Source organism: Streptosporangium sp. NPDC050148, from assembly GCF_055586505.1.
Genome location: NZ_JBVJIA010000030.1, coordinates 1 through 21,348 on the forward strand (window position 1 = coordinate 1; position 21,348 = coordinate 21,348).

16 protein-coding genes are annotated in these 21,348 nt (G+C 72.3%); 9 read left to right on the forward strand and 7 right to left on the reverse strand.

The window, feature by feature from the left end; genetic code table 11:
- Window positions 1-203: 203 nt before the first annotated feature.
- Window positions 204-2,564, forward strand: coding sequence for a M14 family zinc carboxypeptidase (locus ACZ6RT_RS28410; protein WP_470157117.1), 2,361 nt, complete (start codon window positions 204-206; stop codon window positions 2,562-2,564).
- A 48-nt stretch (window positions 2,565-2,612) separates the two neighbouring features.
- Here ACZ6RT_RS28410 and ACZ6RT_RS28415 read toward each other — a convergent pair whose 3' ends face one another.
- Window positions 2,613-3,572 (reverse strand): NAD(P)-dependent alcohol dehydrogenase, encoded by a 960-nt coding sequence (locus ACZ6RT_RS28415; RefSeq protein WP_470157118.1) that lies wholly within the window; start codon window positions 3,570-3,572, stop codon window positions 2,613-2,615.
- Window positions 3,573-3,747: 175 nt separating this feature from the next.
- On the opposite strand from ACZ6RT_RS28415, the gene ACZ6RT_RS28420 reads away from it, so the two are divergent.
- The gene (locus ACZ6RT_RS28420; protein ID WP_399196576.1) at window positions 3,748-4,431 is read left to right on the forward strand and encodes a TetR/AcrR family transcriptional regulator; all 684 of its coding nucleotides are present in this window, start codon (window positions 3,748-3,750) and stop codon (window positions 4,429-4,431) included.
- 54 nt (window positions 4,432-4,485) lie between these two features.
- Here ACZ6RT_RS28420 and ACZ6RT_RS28425 read toward each other — a convergent pair whose 3' ends face one another.
- From ACZ6RT_RS28425 to ACZ6RT_RS28435, 3 genes are all read right to left on the reverse strand, one after another.
- Window positions 4,486-5,322, reverse strand: a complete 837-nt coding sequence (locus ACZ6RT_RS28425; protein WP_470157119.1) for an ATP-grasp domain-containing protein — start codon at window positions 5,320-5,322, stop codon at window positions 4,486-4,488.
- A gap of 218 nt (window positions 5,323-5,540) precedes the next feature.
- Window positions 5,541-6,242, reverse strand: a complete 702-nt coding sequence (locus ACZ6RT_RS28430) for a pentapeptide repeat-containing protein (protein ID WP_399196574.1) — start codon at window positions 6,240-6,242, stop codon at window positions 5,541-5,543.
- Window positions 6,243-6,313: 71 nt separating this feature from the next.
- Window positions 6,314-7,840 (reverse strand): glycoside hydrolase family 3 protein, encoded by a 1,527-nt coding sequence (locus ACZ6RT_RS28435; protein ID WP_470157120.1) that lies wholly within the window; start codon window positions 7,838-7,840, stop codon window positions 6,314-6,316.
- Between the two features lie 687 nt (window positions 7,841-8,527).
- Here ACZ6RT_RS28435 and ACZ6RT_RS28440 point away from each other — a divergent pair.
- The 7 genes from ACZ6RT_RS28440 to ACZ6RT_RS28470 all read left to right on the forward strand — a co-directional run bounded on the left by ACZ6RT_RS28440 (window position 8,528) and on the right by ACZ6RT_RS28470 (window position 18,904).
- Window positions 8,528-9,982, forward strand: coding sequence for a hypothetical protein (locus ACZ6RT_RS28440; protein WP_470157121.1), 1,455 nt, complete (start codon window positions 8,528-8,530; stop codon window positions 9,980-9,982).
- A gap of 9 nt (window positions 9,983-9,991) precedes the next feature.
- On the forward strand, window positions 9,992-13,300 hold the full coding sequence (locus tag ACZ6RT_RS28445; protein WP_470157122.1) for a DEAD/DEAH box helicase: 3,309 nt from the start codon (window positions 9,992-9,994) through the stop codon (window positions 13,298-13,300).
- Window positions 13,297-14,607, forward strand: a complete 1,311-nt coding sequence (locus tag ACZ6RT_RS28450; protein ID WP_470157123.1) for a hypothetical protein — start codon at window positions 13,297-13,299, stop codon at window positions 14,605-14,607. Before ACZ6RT_RS28445 ends, ACZ6RT_RS28450 begins: the two co-directional genes overlap by 4 nt.
- Window positions 14,600-16,153 (forward strand): phospholipase D-like domain-containing protein, encoded by a 1,554-nt coding sequence (locus ACZ6RT_RS28455; protein WP_470157124.1) that lies wholly within the window; start codon window positions 14,600-14,602, stop codon window positions 16,151-16,153. Before ACZ6RT_RS28450 ends, ACZ6RT_RS28455 begins: the two co-directional genes overlap by 8 nt.
- Window positions 16,154-16,361: 208 nt before the next feature.
- Window positions 16,362-17,051 (forward strand): TetR/AcrR family transcriptional regulator, encoded by a 690-nt coding sequence (locus ACZ6RT_RS28460; RefSeq protein WP_399196572.1) that lies wholly within the window; start codon window positions 16,362-16,364, stop codon window positions 17,049-17,051.
- 83 nt (window positions 17,052-17,134) lie between these two features.
- Complete coding sequence (locus ACZ6RT_RS28465) at window positions 17,135-17,818, forward strand: DNA alkylation repair protein (RefSeq protein WP_399196571.1); 684 nt, start codon at window positions 17,135-17,137, stop codon at window positions 17,816-17,818.
- Window positions 17,819-17,932: 114 nt separating this feature from the next.
- The gene (locus ACZ6RT_RS28470; protein WP_470157125.1) at window positions 17,933-18,904 is read left to right on the forward strand and encodes a zinc-binding dehydrogenase; all 972 of its coding nucleotides are present in this window, start codon (window positions 17,933-17,935) and stop codon (window positions 18,902-18,904) included.
- A gap of 43 nt (window positions 18,905-18,947) precedes the next feature.
- On the opposite strand, the gene ACZ6RT_RS28475 is transcribed toward ACZ6RT_RS28470, so the two are convergent.
- From ACZ6RT_RS28475 to ACZ6RT_RS28485, 3 genes are all read right to left on the reverse strand, one after another.
- A complete protein-coding gene (locus ACZ6RT_RS28475; RefSeq protein WP_470157126.1) occupies window positions 18,948-19,331 on the reverse strand; it encodes a VOC family protein in 384 nt (127 codons plus the stop codon).
- A gap of 195 nt (window positions 19,332-19,526) precedes the next feature.
- A complete protein-coding gene (locus ACZ6RT_RS28480; RefSeq protein ID WP_470157127.1) occupies window positions 19,527-20,438 on the reverse strand; it encodes a carbohydrate ABC transporter permease in 912 nt (303 codons plus the stop codon).
- On the reverse strand, window positions 20,438-21,340 hold the full coding sequence (locus ACZ6RT_RS28485; RefSeq protein ID WP_470157128.1) for a carbohydrate ABC transporter permease: 903 nt from the start codon (window positions 21,338-21,340) through the stop codon (window positions 20,438-20,440). The genes ACZ6RT_RS28480 and ACZ6RT_RS28485 overlap by 1 nt, the downstream gene beginning before the upstream one ends.
- Between the last annotated feature and the right edge of the window lie 8 nt (window positions 21,341-21,348).

A 21,348-nucleotide genomic window follows, 5' to 3' on the forward strand; every position in this document is an offset into this window, starting at 1 on the left:
CCCCCCCCCCCCCCCCCCCCCCCCCCCCCCCCCCCCCCCCCCCCCCCCCCCCCCCCCCCCCCCCCCCCCCCCCCCCCCCCCCCCCCCCCCTCCCCTCAGGGGCCGCCCACGCGGATCCCACCCCCGCCGCACCCCCCGCGCCCGCCTGCGACGCCACCGGGACTCCCCCCGCCTACCACGGCAGGGTCCCCACCCCCAGGAGCGTGCTCGGCTTCGACCTCGGCGAGCGCGAGGTCACCTCGGCCGAGTCCGACACCCTGCTCGGCGCGATCGACAGGGCCAGTGACCGGGTCGTCTCCGGCACCCTGGCCACCAGCGCCGAGGGGCGCCCCCTGAAGTACGCCGTCGTCGGCACCCCGCACAACATCCGGAACCTGCGCGCGATCGAGACCTCGATCAAGCTGCTGCGCAACCCGCTCACCCCCGCGGGCGCCGCGAGGGTCCTGGCCAGGAACACGCCCGCGATCCTGTGGGTCGCCGGGAACGTGCACGGCGGCGAGGAGAGCGGCACCGACGCCGCCCTGAAGACCCTCCACGACCTGGCCGGGCGGGACGACTGCGCGGCCAGGCGCATCCTGGACAACGCCGTCGTGGTGATCCTGCCGACCCAGAACCCCGACGGCCGCGAGGCCGACACCCGGCGGAACGCCTACTCCTTCGACATGAACCGCGACTGGTTCGCGCGGACCCAGCCGGAGACCGACGGCAAGATCGAGCTGATGCGGAAGTACCCCCCGCAGCTCTTCATCGACGCCCACGAGATGGGCGGCACCGAGTACTTCTTCCCGCCGAACGCCGACCCGTTCTACCACGACATCGCCGAGCCGGCGATCGACTGGATCAACAACACCTACGGCGCCGCGATGATCGGCGAGTTCACCAGGCGCGGCATCCCGTTCTTCAACCGCGACGTCTACGACATGTTCTACATGGGCTACGGCGACACGGTCCCCACCACCGGCTTCAACGCCGCGGGCATGACGTTCGAGAAGGGCAACGCCTCCCCGATCGCCGCCCGTACCTTCGAGCAGTGGCTCACCCAGTGGGTCTCGCTCTCGGCCGCGGCGGCGAAGAAGACCGAGATCCTCACCACCTGGCACGGCATGTACGCCGAGGCCTTCAAGCAGGGTCTCGAAGGAAGGCTGGAGCCGAACCAGGTCTACAACCCGGGCAACGAGGTCATCACCCAGGTGCCCGACCGGAAGGTGCGCCACTACTTCCTGCGCGCGGACGACCCGGCCAAGAAGGCCGAGACCGACCTCGTCGTACGGCGTCTCCAGCGGATGGACGTCCAGGTGTTCAGGCTGGCCAGGCCGCTGACGGTCGGTGACTTCAAGCCCTACGGCAGGCCCGGGACCAGGACCACGCTGCCCAGGGGCACCTACTGGATCCCGATGGCCCAGGGCCAGAAGCACTGGATCCAGGCCATGCTGAACGAGGACACCTACACGCCGTTCCCCTACTTCTACGACGTGACCGCGTGGAGCCTGCCGCTGCTCGGCAACGTCTCCGGCGGCTCCTCCGGCCGGGCCCTGCTCCCCCTCGCCACGCCGGTGCGGGCGGTGGACGCCCCCTCGGCACGGGTCACCACCTCCCGCGCGATCGGCGTCCTGCAGCTGTCCGGCGGCACCGCGCAGAACGCCGCCGAGTCCTCCGGCTGGCTCCGCCACCGCCTGGACCGCGAGTGGAAGCTGCCCTACCGGGTGCTCACCCCGGCCGACGTGGCCGCGGGCGGCCTGGCCGGGCTGGACGTGCTGCTCGTACCGGACGGCCCGGCGAACGCCGCGAACACCACCCTCGGCGAGACCGGCCGCGCCGCGCTGCGCGACTGGGTCGGCGCCGGCGGGCGCTACGTCGGCTGGTCGGGCGGCACCCAGCTCGCCGTGCTGGCCGGGATCTCCGGTGTGACGCTGACCGAGCCGACCTCGGACGTCCCCGGCTCGCTGCTGCGCACCACCGTGGCCCAGGGGCCGCTGAGCCGTGACGTCGGTCCGGACGTCATGCAGTTCTACGCCTACGACCTCGTCATGCGGGCCGCGAACCCGGCACACGTGCTGACCTCCTACCCGGCCGCGGGCTCGCCCGAGTGGTTCCTGTCCGGCTTCGCGCTGGGCGCCGAGGAGCTCGCCGGGACGGCGGCGTCGGTCGCCGAACCGGTCGGCGCCGGTCACGCGGTGCTGTTCGCCGCCGAGCCGAACTTCCGGGCCTTCACCGACGGCACGGCGAAGATCGTCGCCAACGCGATCACCGCCGACCTGCCGTCGGCCTCGGCCCGGTCGTCGCGCGCCCCTGCACCCGACGCCTCCAGGGCGGCGGCGGCCGTCCCGGACCGCGAGTCGCCGATCCGCGTCACCGTCGCGGCGTCCGGCCGTGACCGGGTCGCCTCGGTGCTGAAGGGCCTCGGCGCCGTCTGGACCGAGCAGGCCGCCACCGGCGGCGCGGTCCGGTTCACGGTCGCCAACCCCGGCGGCCTGGACGCGCACGAGCACCCCTGGGCCGGGAGGCTCCCCGGCGCGCTGCGCACCGCGGGTGTCTCCCCGCTCGCGGTGGTCCTGCCGAACTGACCGGGCGCGGCGCGCGGCTCGTCTCCTCACGGGCCGCGCGCCGCGTTCTCACACGATCCGGACGACGTGCTTCCCCTGGACGCCGCCGGCCTCCAGCGCGCGGTGCGCCCCGGCGATGTCGGCGAGCGGGTGCACGGTGTCCACCACCGGCCGCAGCGCCCCGCTCTCCACGTACGCCGTCAGGTCGGCGAAGAGCCGGTGGGTGGGGTTCCCGCTGAAGAACCGCACCCTGCGGGAACCGAACACGACGGAGGCGATGACGTACGACAGAGAAGGGACGACCTTCCGGCTGTCGAAGGTGATCGACACCATGCGCCCGCCAGGCGCCAGGAGGCGGCGGTAGGCGCCCAGGTCGGTGCCGGCGCTGTCGAAGATCACGTCGAACGGCCCGAGGTCGGCCGGGCCGGTGGTCGCGTAGTCGAGGACCTCGTCGGCGCCGAGATCCCGTACCAGGTCGAGGTTCCGCGCGCCGGCGAGCCCGGTGACGCGTGCGCCGTAGGCCCGGCCGAGCTGGACGGCGACGCTGCCGACCCCGCCGGCGGCACCGCGCACCAGCAGCCGCTCCCCCTCCCTGAGACGGGCCCTGTCCCTCAGCGCGGTGATCGCCGTCGTGCCGACGGGCAGCGCCGCGGCCTGGACCAGGTCGAGCCCGGCCGGCGCGTGGGCCAGCTGCCGGGGACGGACGACCACGAACTCGGCGCTGCTCCCGAAGACCCCGCGCGGCAACGTCCCCCACACCCGGTCGCCCACGGCGAGGCCGGACATGGCCGACCCCAGGGCCGCGACCTCACCGGCGAAGTCGATCCCGGTGCGCTTCGGGAAGCCCCACCCCGGCGGCAGTCCCGTCACGGGCCGTATCCTCCCCGCCCGGCCCATGAGCTCGCCCCCGTTCACGGTGGTGGCGTGGACGCGCACCAGCACCTCCCCGGGACCGGCGACCGGTGTGGGCACCCTGCCCTCGTACAGCACCTCCGGAGGCCCGTACCTGTCGTACAGGGCCGCGCGCATCTGGCTCACCGTCGCCGTCCGATCCGCCGGTGTCCACCGGCATTCTCCGGACCCGCCGCTCCGCACCTCGCGCGGCCGAGCGGATCCGCCCTCGTCACCTGGGGAAAGAGCCCCGGTGCGGTCAGGCTATGGTCCAAACGGACGGGGTAGCCCACTTAGAGACGATGTGAGACACATGCCTTCTCGTTCCTCTCGGATACCGCGCGCCTCCGGCACCGTTCCCGCCCAGGGGGGCGGGCTGCGGGCGGACGCGCGCCACAACCGCGACCGCATCGTCGCGGCCGCCGGTGAGGCCTTCGCCGCGCGCGGGCTCGACGTGCCGATGACCGCGATCGCCCGCCGGGCCGGTGTCGGGACGGCCACGCTCTACCGGCACTTCCCCACCCGGGAGTCGCTGGTCACGGAGGTCTTCGCCGACCGGCTCACCGCGTGCGCGTCGGTCGTCGACGACGCCCTCGCCGACCCCGACCCGTGGCGCGGATTCCGTACGGTCATCGAGAGGGTGTGCGCCATGCAGGCCGTCGACCGGGGGTTCACCGCGGCGTTCCTGCGGGCGTTCCCCGGCGCGGCCGGCTTCGGGCGGGAGCGCGCCCGCGCCGAGCACGGGTTCGCCGAGCTGACCCGTCGGGCCAAGGAGTCCGGTCACCTGCGCGCCGACTTCGACCACACGGACCTCACGCTGCTGCTCATGGCCAACAACGGCATCACCGCCGGCTCCGCCGAGGCGGCGTCGGCGGCGTCCCGGCGGCTGGTGGCCTACCTGCTCCACTCCTTCCGCGCCGACCGCGCCGACCCGGCCGTCCCGTTGCCGCCGCCGTCACCGCTCGGCCTGGAGCACGTGCACGGCCTGGCGGGATGACGCGGGCCCGCGTCCCCACGAACGACGGGCCCGCGGGCGGCCGGAGCGCCTCGGTCAGAGCGCCTCGGCCAGGGCGCGGGCCAGGTTGCCGGGGGCGTCGGGCGCGTACCGCAGGAACAGGTAGGGCTCGGTGAGCTCCAGCTCGATCAGGGCCGGGGCGCCGTCGGCCAGGCGGACCAGGTCGACCCGGGCGTACAGCAGGGTCGGGTATCCGGCGAGCACCCGTTCGGCCAGCGCGACCTGGTCCGGGTCGGGGTCGCGGAACCGGCCGTGGTCGTCGGTCCCCTGTCCCGGCTTGCTGGCCTCGCCCCCCAGCATGGCGTTGCGCCGGACGGCGTGGCTGAACCGGCCGCCGAAGTAGAGCAGCGAGGTCTCCCCCTCGGTCTCGACCATGTCCAGGTACGGCTGGATCATCGCGGTCCGCCCCGCGCCGGTCAGCCGGGCCACGTGCGCCTCGGCCTCGGCACGGTCGGCGGTCCTGATGGTGTCGCGGGCCCCCACCGAGATCGACGGCTTGACCACGTACTCGTCGAGGTCCGGGAAGTCCACGGCCTCGCCCGGCACACCCCAGTAGGTGGGGATGATGGGCGCGTCCAGCTCCCGCAGGTAGGTCTTGTCGGTGTTGCGCTCCAGCACGTCGGCCGGGTTGAGCAACCGGGTGACCGACCCGACGCGCCGCGCCCAGGCGAGGAACTCCGCCCTGCGGTCCACGTAGTCCCAGGTGGTACGGACCACGACGGCGTCGAACGCCGCCCAGTCGACCCCGGGGTCGTCCCATCGCTCCACCCGTCCGGTGATCCCCGCCTCGGCCCAGGCGGCGACGGCGATCTCCTTCTCGTCGTCCACCTTCTCGGGGTCGGCCCAGGTCACGTACACCGCGGAAGCTCCCACCGGAACATCTCCCTCTGTCAGCACCAAACTAATAGGAGACACCTTACTTAGGGAGGTCTCCCGGCAGCCGCCCGCCCCCGGGAGCCGTGACGAGAAACGAGGGACGGTGCGGTGGTGCCGGGTGGTCCCGGTCACCGTCGTTGAGGACGCCGGAGACCACCAGGACCTCCCCGGGCCCCGGTTCAGAGCAGCCGACGCCGGGGTGAGGCCCCGGCCCGTCAGTTCACGGTCAGGCCGCGCAGGGCGAGGATGGCGGCGGCCTGGACGGGGCTGACGACCGCTCCGCGCAGCGACCGGAGCCGGGTGTCGTCGACCTCGCCCAGGTCGGCACCGCGCAGGTCGGCACCGGCGAAGACCGTCTCGACGGTACGGGTGCCGATCAGGCGGCAGTCCTCGAACACGGTCTTGGTGAAGTCACAGCCCGACAGGTTCGCGTCGTCGAGGCGGACACCACGCAGGTGCAGGCCCCGGAACGAGCAGCCCACCAGCTCGGCCAGCGTCAGGTTGCAGCCGTCGAACCGGTAGCCGGTGCCCCGGCAGGTGGAGAGCACGGCACCGATCATGCGGCAGCCGGTGAAGGAGGCGTCGGTGAGCAGGGCCGACTCGAAGACCGCGCCCGACAGGTCGACGTCGCCGAAGACCGCGTCGACGAGGTCGGCACCGCCGAACCTGAGCCCGGCTCCCCCGCCACCGGAGAAACGGGCCCCGTCCAGATCGGCCCGGCGGAAGTCGGCCCCCTCCAGCACGCACCCCTCGAAGGCGGCGTCCACCAGCGACGCCCCGGCGAGGTCGGCGCCGGTGAGATCGCACTCCGTGAAGACGTAGGGGCCGTCCTCGGCCAGGTGCCCGCCGAGCGAGAGCCCCGCCAGGTCGGCCCCTTTGATCTCTCGCTGGTCCGCCAGCAACCTCGCCGCATCCATGCGGCGATTCAAGCAGCCCGCCCCGACAGAATCACCGGGCGCCTCCACGGGACAGAAGGCCGACCCGCGGGTCAGGTGACGACCGGCTCCCCGGCCAGGAGTTCGGCGGCGGCCTGGCCGCAGACGCGGGCGGCCCCGTGGGTGGCGATGTGGACCGCGCCGAGGTCGGAGCGGCCGGGCAGGCCCATCTCCACCACGACGGCGTCGGCACGGGCGGCCAGGAGGTGGCGGAGCGCGTCGGTCTGCCAGGCGTGGCGGTGGGCGTCACGGACCACGACGACCAGCGGACGCCCGGTCGCGGCGACGAGCGCGGCCTCGATCGCCCCGCCGGTGGCGGTGGCGGCCTCCAGCCTGGTGACCGTGGTCCCGGCCAGCAGCTTGCCGAGCGGCTCGCCGACCCCCCAGGGGGTGTCCTTCTCGATGGCGAGGTTCATCTCGGGGGCCAGCTCGACGACGTGCGGCGGGGAGGCGAGCGGGAGCACCGCGGCCGCGGAGCGGCGGGTCACCCGAAGGGCCCGTCGTGCGGCGGCCAGGCCGATCGGCGGTCCGGAGGGGGTGCGCGCGTCCTCTGCGGGGTTCGCGGACGTCCGGCGCGCCGCGGAGGTGGTCCAGAGGGCCAGCTCGCAGACCCTGCGGGCCGCGTCGGCCAGCCGCTCCTCGTCGAGCCGGCCCTCGATCACGGCGTCCACGATGGCGTCGCGGACCGCGATCGCGGTCTCCTCGTCGGCGTGCTCGCCGCCCACGCAGATCGCGTCGGCGCCCGCGGCGACGGCGAGGACCGAGGCGCCGCCGATCCCGTACGAGCGGGAGACCGCGGCCATCTCGATGCCGTCGGTGACGACGACGCCGTCGAAGCCCAGCTCGTCCCTGAGCAGGCCGTGCAGGATCGGCCGGCTGAGCGTGGCGGGCATCGCGGGGTCCAGGGCGCCGACCAGGAGGTGACCGGTCATGATCGTGCGTACCCCCTGGGCGACGGCCGCGCGGAAGGGGCGCAAGGCCACGTCGCGCAGTTCCTCGGCGGTGGCGGTGACGAGCGGCACGCCGTGGTGGGAGTCGACCGAGGTGTCGCCGTGGCCGGGGAAGTGCTTGGCGCACGCGGCCACGCCCGCCGACTGCATGCCCCGGATCCAGGCGGCGGTGTGCCGGGCCACCAGGTCGGGGTCGGCACCGAAGGAACGCAGCCCGATGACCGGGTTGTCAGGGTTGGAGTTCACGTCCGCCGAGGGGGCGAAGTTGAGGTTGACCCCCGCGGCGGCCAGGTCGCGGCCCAGGTCCGCGGCGATCTCCTCGGTGAGGGCTGGGTCGTCGGCCACGCCGAGGGCGAAGTTGCCCGGCCGGGTGCTGCCGTCCACGGCCTCCAGGCGGGTGACCTCGCCGGACTCCTCGTCGATGCCGACGAGGAGCTGGGGGTTCTCCTCGCGGAGCGCGGCGGTGAGATCGGCGACCTGCGCGGGGGTGGCGATGTTCCGGGAGAAGAGCACCACGCCGGTCAGCCCCTCACCGAGCCGGCGACGGAGCCAGTCGGGCGGCGTTCTGCCCTCGAAGCCGGGAAAGACGACCGTCTCCGCCAGACGGAGCAGCTCTGGGCCGCGCTTCATTCACCCTCCTCGCCTGACGACCGGCCGGTGTTCCCTGCCGAGGACGCGTCAGACACCACGTTGCCCGACCCGCCGGGAAAGCGCTCCCACGGCGGCTTGGGCGCAAATCTAATAGGAAAGTTTCCTAATTGCTAGGGGGTTGACCATGGGTCTTCGTCATGGACCCGCCGATTTCGTGATCACACCCCGTTGTGCGCGGACCGTACGGGAACACGTCGCGGACGGGAGCCCTCACCGGCACGGCCCGGACGCTGTCCCGCACCTCCCTGCCAAGGCATCCGATCCGGCCACCTTCCTGGGCGGGCACCGTGGCCGCCACCTCCGGTCGGCGCACGGCGTGGCGGCTCCCCGCGCCCTCGCGGATCACCGGAAGGCGTCACCCCCCTCCCGCACCGCGGGACACCTCGCCCGATTCACCATGCGAGACCCTTTATTACCCATTTGCATCATCTTGATGAGCATCTGACGGTTTAGTGCACATATAGAAGCGCGAATACCATCATGCCTTCCATGTCAGATGACGGCGGCGAGAATCCCGTACGCCCGAGGATGAGGGACTCAGGATCTTCTTCGTCACCTAATTCAGGTACCGCCATAAGAAGATATATTCGCGAAGCCATCGCTTTACGCCGGCACATGTTTCAAGATCTCGAAAAGCCCGTCCGTCGACCGTACAGGGATCGGTACATGATTTCGTTCGACAACAGGACCGCCCGGCTCCAGCGGATCGAGCGCGGCGAGGAGGGCTATGGAGAGGGCGATCCCGCCTCCCAGGCGGTCCGCTTCTACCTGGACCACCTGGTCGACGACGTGGTCGCCAGAGCCGCAGGGGAAGGCGTCACGAGCGCGCGGGAGCCCGTCGAGCTGCTGATCAGCCTCTCCGGCTTCTCCCCGCTCACCACGATCATCACCTGCAAGGCGCTGAAACCCCGGCGGCTCCTCGTTGTCTCCTCCGAGACCGCCCAGGACAGCATCGACGTCATCGCCGAGAGCCTGGTGGGTCCCGGCCGGCTACGGCAACGCGACTTCACGCACCGTTCCTGCACCCCCACCGACCCATTAGGGATTTACCGGATTGTCAAGGAGGAATTGGACAGACTCCGCCCGGCCGACGGCTCCCGCCCGTACGCGATCATCGACATCACCGGCGGCCGGAAGGTCATGAGTGCGGCGGCGGCCCTGGCCGCCTGGCAGCTGGGACTGGATCTCTGTTATGTCGACAGCGTGTACGACCCCGTGCGGCACCGCCCCATTCCCGGCTCGGACCGGCTTCTCATCCTCGACAACCCCACCGCCCTTTTCGGCGAGCAGGAGATGGCCGGGGCGCTGCAGGTCTTCGCCAGCGGCGCCTTCGAAAGCGCGCGACAGCGATATGACGAGTTGTGCGAGAGCCTGGCGGCACCGGGGCGAGCGCGTTTCATGCGGGCCCTGTCGGATCTGTACGGGGCCTGGTGCGACCTGAATCTCGACCGGCTCCCCGCGTGCGTGGAGACGGTCGAGGCGGCGCTCGCCCACGAGTCGTACCAGATCAGCGCAGAGACGACCGAACGGATCACGCGCCAGGTCGCCTTCCTGCGGCGGCTGGCCGCGGGAGACCGGGACAGCCTGGTGATCGGCTGCTTCGTGCTCGGCGAGCACTATCGGGAGCTCGGCCGCCACGACTTCGCCGCGCTGCTGTCCTACCGGACCATCGAGGGCTGCCTGGCCGGGCGGCTGGAGTCACTGGCGCCCGGCTTCACCTGCGACCGGCCGGACTACTCCCTCCTCACCGACGACGTGCCGGGCCTGCGGGAGCGCTACGGCCGAATCCAGTCCTCCCTGGGCCGGACGGGGGCGATGGACACCCTGCCACCCGTCATCGGACTGATGAGCGCGGCGGCCCTGCTCACGGCACTGGGCGACACGCTGCCCCGCAGGGCCGGGATCTCCGAGACCCCCGCCCTGTCGCACCTCAACACGCTGGTCACCGCGCGCAACAGGTCGATCCTGGCCCACGGCGACCGTCCGGTGAGCCCGAAGGACAGCCTCACCCTCGGCACCAAGGCCCGTATCGTCCTGCGCGCGGCATGGGCCGTACGAGGAGCGGCCGAGAACGTCACCGCGCTCTGCGACGACCTGCGGTTCGTCCGCACCGACCGGTAGGGCGACGACGTGCTCGGCACCATGCTGCTCATGGCGATCCCGCTGGTGTGGCTCATCGAGTACTCCCGCGAGGTCCGCGTCGTCCTGAACGCCCCTGACGGGGCGATCCGGCTCCCGCTCACCTACCGGGCGGGCCTGCCCGAGAAACTGGCCCGGATCGGCGCGGACATCCGCGACGTCGAGGAGGATCTACGGAAGGGCTTCGTCAGCGCCAGGCTGACCGGCGGCAGCGGTGACTACTTCCGCCTGAGCGGGCCTCGCTACGACATCTTCGTCAGCAACCAACCGGAGCTGCACAGCGGCGAGCCCCTGGCGGTCGTGACCTCGGTGAAGCAGCGCACGCGCCCCTCCCGCACGGAATTCACGGTCAGTGCCGCGGTGTCCTTCCATCCTCCCTCCCAGCAGCGCGTCTGCGACATGGAGGCCGTCCACCGGGAGGTGCGGGAACGGATCCGCGCCGCCCGCCGGGCCCGCGACCTCGCCGCCGAGCACCTCGGCTCGCCGGACGAGCGGATCATGGAGAGCGCCCGCCTGCACGCGGACGTGCGCCGCTACTATTCGGCGCTGCTGATGATGATCGACCTCCTCGCGCTGCGGATCGAGCACGAGGAGAAGGTCAGTCTCCCGGGCGAGGTCCTCGGCCCATCGCCGCTCTTTCCTGCCGACACCCTCCCGGTCCGCCTGTACGGCCCGGCCGACGGGTTCGGCATCGGCACCCCGGTCACCGTGGAGGCCGGGAGGGACAAGGCGAGGGTACGGGTCGAGTCGGCCGGCGAGGGCGTGCTCCACCTGGCGCGGCCGGACCGCCTCACCCTCCCGCCGGGAACGCGGGTGACCCTCACCAGCACCGCGCGCTTCGCACTGGCACCGCACTCCTACGCGGTCAACCGGCTGCTGCAGGAGGAGGTCGTCGGCGACTGGGACATGCTGGCGCGGATGCTCAGCGCGCCCGCGACGCTCCCCGCCCTTCCCTCACCCCCGCCACCGGTCCGTTTCCTCTCCCCGGAGCTCAACGCCGAGCAGCGCGCGGCCGTCGCGGGCGCGGTGGGCAGTCCGCACGCCTTCTTCATCCAGGGCCCGCCCGGGACCGGCAAGACCACCGTGATCACGGAGATCGTCCGGCAGCTCGTGGAGCGCGGGGAACGTGTGCTGCTGCTCGCGCCGATGCACGTCGCGGTCGACGAGGTCCTGCGGCGCCTCAGCGATGTCGAAGGCGTGTTCCCGCTGCGCGCGGTGTACGACGACACCCGGGTACGGCCCGAGCTGCGGCGGTTCACGAGAACGGAGATCGTGGGTGAGATCGCGCGCAGGGCACGTCGTCCCGGGGACTCCGGGGTGGCCGGGTGGCGTGCCGAGGCGGCCCGCCTCGCACACGAGCGCGAGCGGATCGAGGCCTACGTCGAGGCCAGGCGGGCCGCGGCCGAGGCGGCCGCACGGCATGAGGCATCGTCACGCGAACGCGCGCGCAACCGCGCCCGGCACCGTGCCGTCGCGGAGAAGGCCGAGTGGCGGGCCTTCGCGGCCGCGGAGGCCCACCGGGCCGCCGAGGCGCGGCTGGCCCACGCCGGGCACGCCGAGCGCCTGGCGCGGGAGGCCCTCGACCGGTTCGAGGCCGAGGCGACGATCGGGCCGAGAGTGCTGGCGTGGTTCGGGGCCGGGGAGCTGGGCCGGCTGCGCCGGGCGCACCGGGCGGCGCACGGTGAGCTGGACGCGGCCCAGGGGGCCCACCGGCACACCGCCACGGCACGCGCCGAGGAGCAGTGGCATCTGGAGGCCGTCCGGGCGCGAGGCACCGAGCAGGACGCCCACGACGGCAGGGTGTGCGCGCGGGCCGCGCGGCTGGCCGAGGAGGCCGGGGAGGCGCGCCTGCGGACGGCGGGCCTGCTGCCCGACCCCGGCATGGCGGACGCCGGCGACGCCGAGATGATCGCGCGGGCCGACCGCGCCCGGGAGCGCGAATGGCGCCTGGACCGCTACGCCCACCTCGAACAGCGCTGGTTCCAGCTCACCGGCCTGGACCGGGCGGCGGGGCCGGACGGACAGCGGGACGTCACGACCAGGCTGGGCGAGCAGCTCGCCGCCTCGGCCAACCTCGTCTGCTGCACCACCGTCGGATTCGGCGGCATCAAGGACCTGCGCGACGAGGAGTTCGACACCCTCATCGTCGACGAGGCCAGCCGGGTCGTCGACAGCGAGTTCCTCATCGGGGCCAAGCAGGCCCGCCGGTGGGTGCTGGTCGGGGACGAGAAGCAGCTTCCCCCCTATGTCGAGGCCCGGGACGAGCACTTCCTGCACGCGTTGAACGCCCTCCACATGACCGACAGGGGCGCCGTCCCCGACGTCCGCTCCGCGGTCGACACCCTGGGACGCCTGTGGAAGGAGGACGAGGAGCTGCACCGGTTCCGCGCCGACTCGGTCCTGGAGATCACCGAGCGCGTCCGATCGCGCGGGCACTGGCCCAGGCCGTACAGGGACGCCTTCTCCAAGGGGCGGCGCCGGCTCCGCGACCATGGCGCCGACGCCGACCGGGAACTGCTCGGCGCGATGCGCACCCACCTCGTGCGCAGCCTGTTCGAGCGATGCGTCGTGCAGGCCCCGCCGTCCCTGCGCCAGGAGCTCGTCGAGCAGCGCAGGATGATCGACCCCATCGCCGCCCTGGTCAGGGACCCTGTGTACGGCGGACGCTACGTCAGCCCGTCACCGGAGGTGCTGGCGGCCTCGGGGGTGACGCCGCTCGTGACCGGCCAGACGTTCCGGCAGCCACTGGTCCTCGTCGACACCTCCGGTCACCCCAGGGCGGACGAGAGGCTCGTGGGCACCGGGTTCGTCAACGACCACGAAGCCGATCTCGTCGCCTCTGCCTGCAGGATCTGGGAACAGGAGCTGACCGCCCGCGGGGAGAGGGAGGTGACCGTCAGCGTGCTGACCTTCTACCGCGCCCAGGCACGCGCGATCCGGCAACGGCTGGAGGCACCCGGAGGGCCGGGGTTCCGAACCCTCAGGTTCCAGGTGATCGACTCCATCGACGCGATCCAGGGGCAGCAGAGCGATCTGGTCGTCATCAGCTTCTGCCGTACCCGGCGCGGCCCTCTGCGCGAGCGGCCGGGCTTCGCCCTGTGGCTGCAGGACATTCGCAGGCTCAACGTCGCGTGCAGCCGGGCACGTCGCTCGATCATGCTGGTCGGTCACCTCAACACCCTTCTCGGGCTGCGAGGGGTACCCGAGGCGGAGCGTTTCTACGCGAACCTGGCCGCCCGGTTCTCCCCCGGCGCCCCCTCCGCGCTGCTGATCAAGCAGCTGGAGGAGACGCCCTCGTGAAGATCACGCGGATCACCCCGGTCGCGCTCGGGGACGACGCGGTCGCCGTCGTCTCGGAGGCGTTCCTGCCGATGCTGTACTGGCGCGGCGTGCCGGTGCTGGTCAGACGGTCACGCGAGCTGACGTCGCTGGAACGCTTCGTCCTGGAGATGGGACTGGCACTCGGCACGGTCGAGCCCGCCGACTTCTCCGCGGTGACAGGACTGCCGTCCGGCGTGCTCGCTGGAGCGGCGTGGCGGTTGGTCGCGGACGGGGTACTGGCGTCCGACGGTGTCGGCTACCGGGTGGATCCCGGGCGGGCGACGGACGCTCTGAGGCGGCAGGCCGTCGACGGGCTGGTGCGCTCGTCCGCCGACTTCGTCCTGCTGCCGCGCACCGGTGACCTGCTCGTCGTCGGCTCGGAGCAGGGCCCGGGTCAAGGCTCGGGGCAGGGCCCCGGACAGGGCGGCTGGCTGCGTGACCTCGAACGCCGACAGTTCACCGCGGATCAGCGGGCCCCCGTCCCGCCCGGCCTGAGACAGTACGGCAGGGCGGCCTACCTGGGCATGCGCGTCCGCGAGGGGACGGTACGGGGAGAGGCCGCGGGCATCGTCGACGTGCCGGTCCCCGACCACGGTGACGTCCCCCTGGTGGAGGACCTGAGAGGCGGACCTGGAGGACCGGATCTGCCGGGGCTGTGCCCGGCCCCCCGCTGCCGTGCCGTGGTGCGCGGAGGCCCCGGCGGGCACGTCGCGGACGTCACCCTGATCGGCTCCGGCCGACGTACCGGGAAGGATCGCGAGCGGGTCGAGCTGGAGGTCCGGCTGAGCGGCGCCGATCAGCTGTTCGATCGGTGGCTGGAGCCGGCCGGCCGTCTCGGTGACCCGGTGACGCGGCGGGCCGCCTGGAGGGAGCTCGGCCCGCGGGACGGCCATGACGGGCCGCTCCCCGATATGCGAAGACGCGGACCGGCCGCGTGGGAGGTGCTGGTGACCGGGGAGGTCACCCGGGCGATCTGCGACGAGGGCCGGACGCCGGGCGAGATCGCCGGGCTCGCCCTGCAGGGCGAGGAGGCGGTGGTCGAGGTCTCCTGCCGGTTCTTCCCTGCCGACGACGAGGCCCGCCTGCTGTTCGCGCGGGACGACGTCGTCACATCGGTGATGTCGGCGGACGACCCGGCCGCCGAGCTGGAACGAGCCTGCTCCGAGGCGCGAAGGCACCACGGGGACGCGCTGACCGAGGAGTCGGTCCGCGAACGGATATGGGCACTGGGCCACTACGCGCTCGCCTACGAGCTGCGCCGACGCGAGGACTTCGCCTATGACTGACCGGCTCGACCTCGGCGCGCTCACCTTCGACGAGGGGTTCTTCCTGCTGCGCGACGCTCCCCGGACCCACGGCCCGTACCGGCCCGGCGAAGGGGACCGCGACGGGGCGCGTGACGGCTACCGGCACGTCTTCACCTACGCGGGATCCCCCCGGACCATCAAGGAGGCGGCACTCGAACTGATCACCGGGGCTCGTGACAAGGTGTTCGTGGCCAGCTACCTGCTGGGCGAGAAGTCCCTGCTGGAGGCCCTGTACGCCACGGCGGCACGGCTGCGGGGCGGCGTATACGTCGTCTCCGAGCTCAGCGAACAGAGCCTGCGCCGCCGTCTGGCCGAGCTGGAGGACGACCGGAACGCCGGGGACGTCGACGACGCCGTGCGCACCCAGCGCAAGCACTTCGCCGAGCTGACCCGGCACGGTATCGCGGTACGGGGACACCCCGACTGCCACGCCAAGTTCGTCGTGGTGGACGACCGGGTCGCCCTGATCTCCAGCGCCAACCTGGACACCAACGGGCTCAACACGATCGGGGAGAACGGCGTCGTCGTCACCGAGCCCGCCGAGGTGGACAGGATCGCCCGGTTCTTCGTACGGCTGTGGCATTCCTGTCCCTACGAGATGCCACCGGGATCAGCGACCTACTCCGTGCAGCGGCGCGAGCCGGAACCGAGCCCGTGCCGCGTCCCGCTTCCCGGGAAGCCCTCCGGTCCGGGCGTCATCTGGACCCATGACGACGAGTCGTTCATCCTCGACCACCTGCACGACGTGATCGACCGGGCGCGGAGCAGCCTCATCCTGGCCACCTTCTCGCTGAACGGGCTCGGCGGCCGGCGGGATCTGCTCCTCGGACCGCTGGAGCGCGCGATGGGGAAGCGGCCGCTACGGGTCGACCTGCTGTGCCGGGGACGCAACAACATGGCCGTCCACCGTGCCGACGCCACCGCCCTGGCCGATCTGGGGGTACGCGTGCACGCCGACTCTCTCAACCACGCCAAAGGCGTCATCGCCGACCGGAGCGTGGGCGCGCTGTTCTCCGCGAACTTCGACGCCGCCCACGGGCTGCTCGACGGGGTCGAGACCGGGGTGCGGCTGGACGACCGGGCCGCGCTGGCGGAGGCCGTCCGCTACTTCACCCACGCAATGGCCGAGGCGGACCTGTCCTTCGCCCGGCGGCCGACCCAAAGACAGATGGACGCCCGGCTGGCCGCGCGATGGCGGAGGCCGTGGCCCCTGGAGCCGGTGCTCACGGTCGGCGCCGAGGAGGACGTCTGGCGGAGGTTCTCCGAGGCCGCAGCGAGACCGCCGGTCCTCTACACGCGGGAGCGCGGGGGCCGGCTGCTGCTGTACGCGGGCACGACCGTCTGGGAGCTCTCGCCCCGGCGCGACCGGACGTCCTGGACGCTGCTGCCGGCGCTGGCGGAGTCCTCACCCGGGGCAGGTGCCCTGCTGGAGAGCTGGCTGTCGCCGCCCCGGGGGCGAGGCCCCGGCGCCTCCGGTGTTTCCGGCACCCGGGGGATCTGCCCGGCCGTCCTCGAACGTCGGTGAACGGCGCCGGTCTCGCGCGGCCAGGCCGCCGTTCCCGCGGTCCCCGGGGTCCGGACCGTGCCGGCGATGTACGCCCCGGCCGTCGTCCCATCCCTGCGTCACTTCACCCGACAATCCCTGTAGCAAACGCTTGGTCACATTCGGGAGCCGGGATGAGCTGGAGCGTTCAGGTGAACAAGCGATTGCGCAAGGGCTCATAATGGGGGACGTGAACACGCGAAAGAACGCCGGCGGCGCGACCACGACCCCGGTCAAGCGCCAGGGCGCGACCAAGCGGACGGCCACCTCCGGCCCCGCGTCCGAGCGGCGCGACCACCTCGTCAAGCTCGCCGCCGAGCTCTTCGCCCGCAAGGGCTTCCAGGCGACCAGCGTCCGGGAGATCGCCAAGGAGGCCGGCATCCTGTCCGGCAGCCTCTACCACCACTTCGACTCCAAGGAGACGATCGTCGACGAGGTGCTGACCACCTTCCTCGACGACCTGGTGGGCCGCTACCGCGCCGCCCTGGAGGCCGGCGGCGATTCCCGCACGATTCTCTCAGAGATGGTGCGCATCGGGTTCAGCACCCTGGAGCCGCACCGCGCCGCGATCACCGTCATGCAGAACGACTGGAACTACCTGCGCTCCCTGCCCGGCGACCGCTTCGACTACCTGGTCAGGGCCGAGGACGAGGTCGAGCGGATGTGGGTGGAGCAGATCAAGCTCGGCCAGGCCTCCGGGCTGTTCCGCGCCGACGTCGACCCCAAGCTCACCTACCGCATGATCCGCGACACCATCTGGGTCGCGGTGCGCTGGTTCCGCCCCGGAGGCCGCCTCAACACCACGAGCCTGGCCGAGCACTACATCACCGTCCTGTTCGACGGCCTGGCGACCGGCGAGCGGAGCAGCCAGAAGGTGTGACGGCGTCGGCGAACCCGGCGCGGCGACCCGCACGGCCTGTGAGAATCAAGCGTCCGCGAAGTGAACGGAAGTGGTGTGCGAGCGTGGAGATTCTGCAGAAAGCCGTGCGCATGGCGCTCACCGACGTGGCCGACCCCGCCAAGGCCCCGATCATGCAGGCCTACATGAAGTCGGCGATGCCCTTCCTCGGCGTGCAGGCCGCCCCCCGCCGCGCCGCGCTGCGACGGGTCTTCGCCGAGTATCCGGTCGAGGTGTCGTACGCCTGGCAGGAGGCGACGTTGGCGCTGTGGCGGGGGGCCGAGTACCGCGAGGAGCGCTATGCGGCGATCGAGCTGACCGGCTTCCGCCTCTACCGGGCCTTCCAGACCACGGACACGCTGCCGATGTACGAGGAGATGATCGTCACCGGGGCGTGGTGGGACTACGTCGACGACCTCGCCGTCCACCGGATCGGCGGGCTGCTCGCCGCCTACCCCGACGTCATGCGCCCGCTGATGCTCCGCTGGGCCCGCGGCACCGACCTGTGGAAGCGCCGCACCGCGATCCTCTGCCAGAACCGCTTCAAGGCCGCCACCGACACCGGTCTGCTGTACGCCTGCATCGAGCCGAGCCTGTCGGACAACGACTTCTTCGCGCGCAAGGCGATCGGCTGGGCCCTGCGCGAGTACGCCAAGACCAACCCCGGCGAGGTCGTCCGGTACGTCGACCACACCGGCATCAGCGGGCTGAGCCGCCGCGAGGCCCTCAAGAACCTCCAGACCCGCTGAGCGCCGATCCCCCGCGGAGGCTTCCCCGGGGGATCGGGCGGCCCGATTTGACCTCGACTTAACTTGAGGGTTCAGGCTGTGCGCACGAGATCGACCACGAGGGGAAGGCTGGTCATGATGCGCGCGATTCAGGTACGGGAGTTCGGCGGTCCCGAGGTACTGGTGCTCGAGGAGGTCCCCGAGCCGGTCGCCGGCCCGGGACAGGTCGTGGTGGCGCTGGAGGCCGCCGACGTCATCTACCTCGACACGCTGCTGCGCGGAGGCTGGGGACAGGACTTCTTCCCCCGGACGCTCCCGTACGTCCCCGGCCACGGTGGTGCCGGACGGGTGCTCTCCGTCGGCGAGGGCGTGGATCCCGGCTGGGCCGGGCGGCGCGTGGTCGCCGGCGCCTCCACCGGTTACGCCGAGCGGATCGTCGCCGGTGTGGAGGAGGTCATGGAGGTGCCCGGCGCCCTGGGGTCCGCCGAGGCGGCGGCCGTGCTGCACGACGGCGTCACCGCGCTGAACCTCGCCCGTACGGCGGAGATCGGGAAGGACGAGTGGGTGCTGGTGACCTCCGCCGCGGGCGGTGCCGGGTCGCTGCTGGTGCAGCTGGCGCGCGACGCCGGCGCCCGGGTCGTCGCGGCGGCCCGGGGCGAGCGCAAGCTGGCGCTGGCCCGCGAACTGGGGGCGGAGGCCGCGGTCGACTACTCGCTCGCGGGCTGGGGGGACCGGGTGCGCGAGGTGACCGGCGGCGCCGGGGTCGACCTCGCCTTCGACGGCGCGGGCGGCGAGCTCGGCAGGGCGACGTTCGAGACGGTGGCCGGCGGCGGCCGGTTCCTCACCTACGGCACCGCCGGGGGCGGGTTCCTCGAGATCGACCCGTCACTGGCCGAGGAGCGACGGGTCCGGGCGACCAACACGCTGGCGGCCGGGCCGCCCGACCCGCTCCTGGTGCGGGAACTGCTCGCGGAGGCGCTCTCGCTGGCCGCCGAGGGAAGGATCCGGCCGCACATCGGCGCGACCTTCCCGCTGGAGCGGGCGAGGGACGCGCACACCTCCCTCGCCGAACGTCGCACGGTCGGCAAGTCGCTGCTGCTCGTCTGAGGACCCCAGGGCACCGAGAACGGGGGTCAGGGGGTCGCGAGGGTCACGGGGTTATCGTGCGGGCGTGCGCGGCGAAGAACTCGGGGTCGCTGTGCACGGGCACGACGCACAGGAGGTGCCCCCCGGGCGCCCGCAGGATGCGGCACTCCAGCCAGCGGTCGATCTCGGTCGCCCCGAGGGCCAGCAGGCGTTCGGTCTCGGCGTCCACGTCGTCGGTCTCGATGTCGAGGTGGTAGCGGGCCGTGTCGTCGACCGCCTGCACCGCCACGGTCAGACCGGGGACGGCCTCCGGCAGGTCGGTGAACTGCGGCTCGGCCGGTACCGGCCGGGGCGTGCTCCCGAGCACGGCGGCCCAGAAATCGGCGGCCCGGGACGCCTCCTGTCGGGGGGCGTCGATGATGACGGCGTACAGACGGGTGCGGTGCATGCGCCACACGATAGCGGCGCCCCCGCGACGGCCCGGACCGCCCCGGACCGGCCCGCGACGATCCGCGACGGGTGGCTGCGGGTGACGACGGTCCGCGACGGGGGCGACGGTCCGCGACGGGTGGCTGCGGCCGGGTGGTGCCGGGTGTACGCCACCCGTCGCGGGCCGTCGCCCCGGCCTCCCTGCCGGGCCGCGTCACTTGAGCGCGCCCGCGGTGAGGCCCTTCTGGATCTGGCTCTGGAAGAGGGTGTACACGATCAGCATCGGCAGGATGGCCATGCTCAGCGCGGCGAACAGGGCCGCCCAGTCGGCGTCGTAGCCGGCGGCCGTGGAGATGTCGGCGATGCCCTGGGTGAGCACCCATTTCTCCCGGTCGGAGGTGAGCAGCACCAGGGGGAGCTGGTACTGGTTCCACTGGCCGAGCACGTTGAAGATGGTCACGCTGACGATGCCCGGCTTGGCCATCGGCAGCATGACCTGGAAGAAAACCCGGGCGTGCGAGGCCCCGTCCACGAAGGCCGCCTCGGCCACCGCGCCGGGCAGCGTCCTGAAGAACGCGGCCAGGAAGAACACCGTGAAGGGCAGCGAGTAGGCGATGTAGACCAGCACCAGCCCGCCGTGCGTGTTCAGCCCGATGTACGGGCCGATGACCGGGACCGCCCCCATGTTCTGCACCACGAAGAACAGCGGGGTCAGCGCCAGGTAGACCGGGAAGGCCAGCCCGGAGACGAACAGCAGGTAGACGGCCCGGTTGCCGCGGAAGCGGTAGCGGGCCAGCACGTACGCGGCCATCGAGCCGAGCAGCATCGTGCCGAACGTGCCGAAGGCCACCACCACGACGCTGTTGATCATGTACTGGCCGATGCGCGCCTGCTCCCAGGCGCGGGCCCAGTTGTCCAGGCGGAGCATGGCCGGCAGCGACCAGGCGTCCCCGAAGATCTCGTCCTCGCTCTTCACCGACGCCAGGAACGTCCACACGATGGGCACCACGACCAGGACGGTCCACGCCAGGAGCGCGACGTGCGTCAGCGCCGACAGCGGGCCCAGGCGCCTGCGGCGCTCCTCGCGGGCGTACGCCCGGCTGTGGGGGATCACGGCGTCCGCCATCAGAACTCGATCCGCTCACGTCGCGACAGGCGCAGGGCCAGGATCGCGAACCCGATGGTGAAGAAGAACAGCACCACGCCCATCGCCGAGGCGTAGCCGAACTTGAAGTACTGGAAGGCGGTGCGGTAGATCTCGGCGGCCATCACGGTGGTGGAGTGGTCGGGCCCGCCGTGCTCGGCCGTCATCACCCACACGATGGCGAAGACGTCGAGGGCCGCGATGCCGAGGTAGACCCAGCCGACCTGGACGGTGTCCCAGAGCAGCGGCAGCGTGACCCGCAGGAACAGCGGCGCTCCCTGGGCGCCGTCGATCGACGCCGCCTCGAACAGCTCGCGCGGGATGGAGGCGATGCCCGCGGAGAACAGCACGACGTAGAAGCCGACCGCCTGCCAGACCAGCACGGCGAGGATCGACCAGAACGCCACGTCGGTGCTGGACAGGAAGCCGATCGGCTCGAACCCGAGCGCGATGAGCGGCGCGTTGAGCATGCCGCTGCGGTCGGGCCGGAAGACCTGCTGGAACAGCACGGCGACCACGGCGACGGCCAGCACCTGGGGGAAGAAGAACACCACCCGGTAGAACCTCGACCCCCGCACGCCCGCGGTGCCGCCCCGCCCGCCCGCGTTCAGCAGGAACGCGAAGAACAGGGCGATCCCGAGGGTGAGGACCGGCAGCAGGATCAGCAGGAGCAGGTTGTGGCCGACCGCCGTCCAGAACACGTGGTCGTCCAGCAGCCGCCGGAAGTTCTCCGCTCCCACGAACCGCGGGGTCGCGTTCACCCCGCGCCAGTCGGTGAACGCGATGGAGAAGGCCTGCGCGTAGGGCGCGATCACGTAGATCAGGTAGAGCGCCACCGGGAGCGCGAGGAAACCGGCGACGAACCGTGTCCTGCCGTGGTTCATGACCGGCC

Excerpts from the sequence above, each read along its gene's own strand:
- ACZ6RT_RS28485 (WP_470157128.1), bottom strand. The coding sequence starts at position 21,340 with ATGAACCACGGCAGGACACGGTTCGTCGCCGGTTTCCTCGCGCTCCCG.
- ACZ6RT_RS28455 (WP_470157124.1), top strand. The coding sequence starts at position 14,600 with ATGACTGACCGGCTCGACCTCGGCGCGCTCACCTTCGACGAGGGGTTC.
- ACZ6RT_RS28440 (WP_470157121.1), top strand. The coding sequence starts at position 8,528 with ATGATTTCGTTCGACAACAGGACCGCCCGGCTCCAGCGGATCGAGCGC.
- ACZ6RT_RS28435 (WP_470157120.1), bottom strand. The coding sequence starts at position 7,840 with ATGAAGCGCGGCCCAGAGCTGCTCCGTCTGGCGGAGACGGTCGTCTTT.
- ACZ6RT_RS28415 (WP_470157118.1), bottom strand. The coding sequence starts at position 3,572 with ATGCGCGCGGCCCTGTACGACAGGTACGGGCCTCCGGAGGTGCTGTAC.
- ACZ6RT_RS28420 (WP_399196576.1), top strand. The coding sequence starts at position 3,748 with ATGCCTTCTCGTTCCTCTCGGATACCGCGCGCCTCCGGCACCGTTCCC.
- ACZ6RT_RS28430 (WP_399196574.1), bottom strand. The coding sequence starts at position 6,242 with ATGGATGCGGCGAGGTTGCTGGCGGACCAGCGAGAGATCAAAGGGGCC.
- ACZ6RT_RS28470 (WP_470157125.1), top strand. The coding sequence starts at position 17,933 with ATGATGCGCGCGATTCAGGTACGGGAGTTCGGCGGTCCCGAGGTACTG.
- ACZ6RT_RS28480 (WP_470157127.1), bottom strand. The coding sequence starts at position 20,438 with ATGGCGGACGCCGTGATCCCCCACAGCCGGGCGTACGCCCGCGAGGAG.
- ACZ6RT_RS28475 (WP_470157126.1), bottom strand. The coding sequence starts at position 19,331 with ATGCACCGCACCCGTCTGTACGCCGTCATCATCGACGCCCCCCGACAG.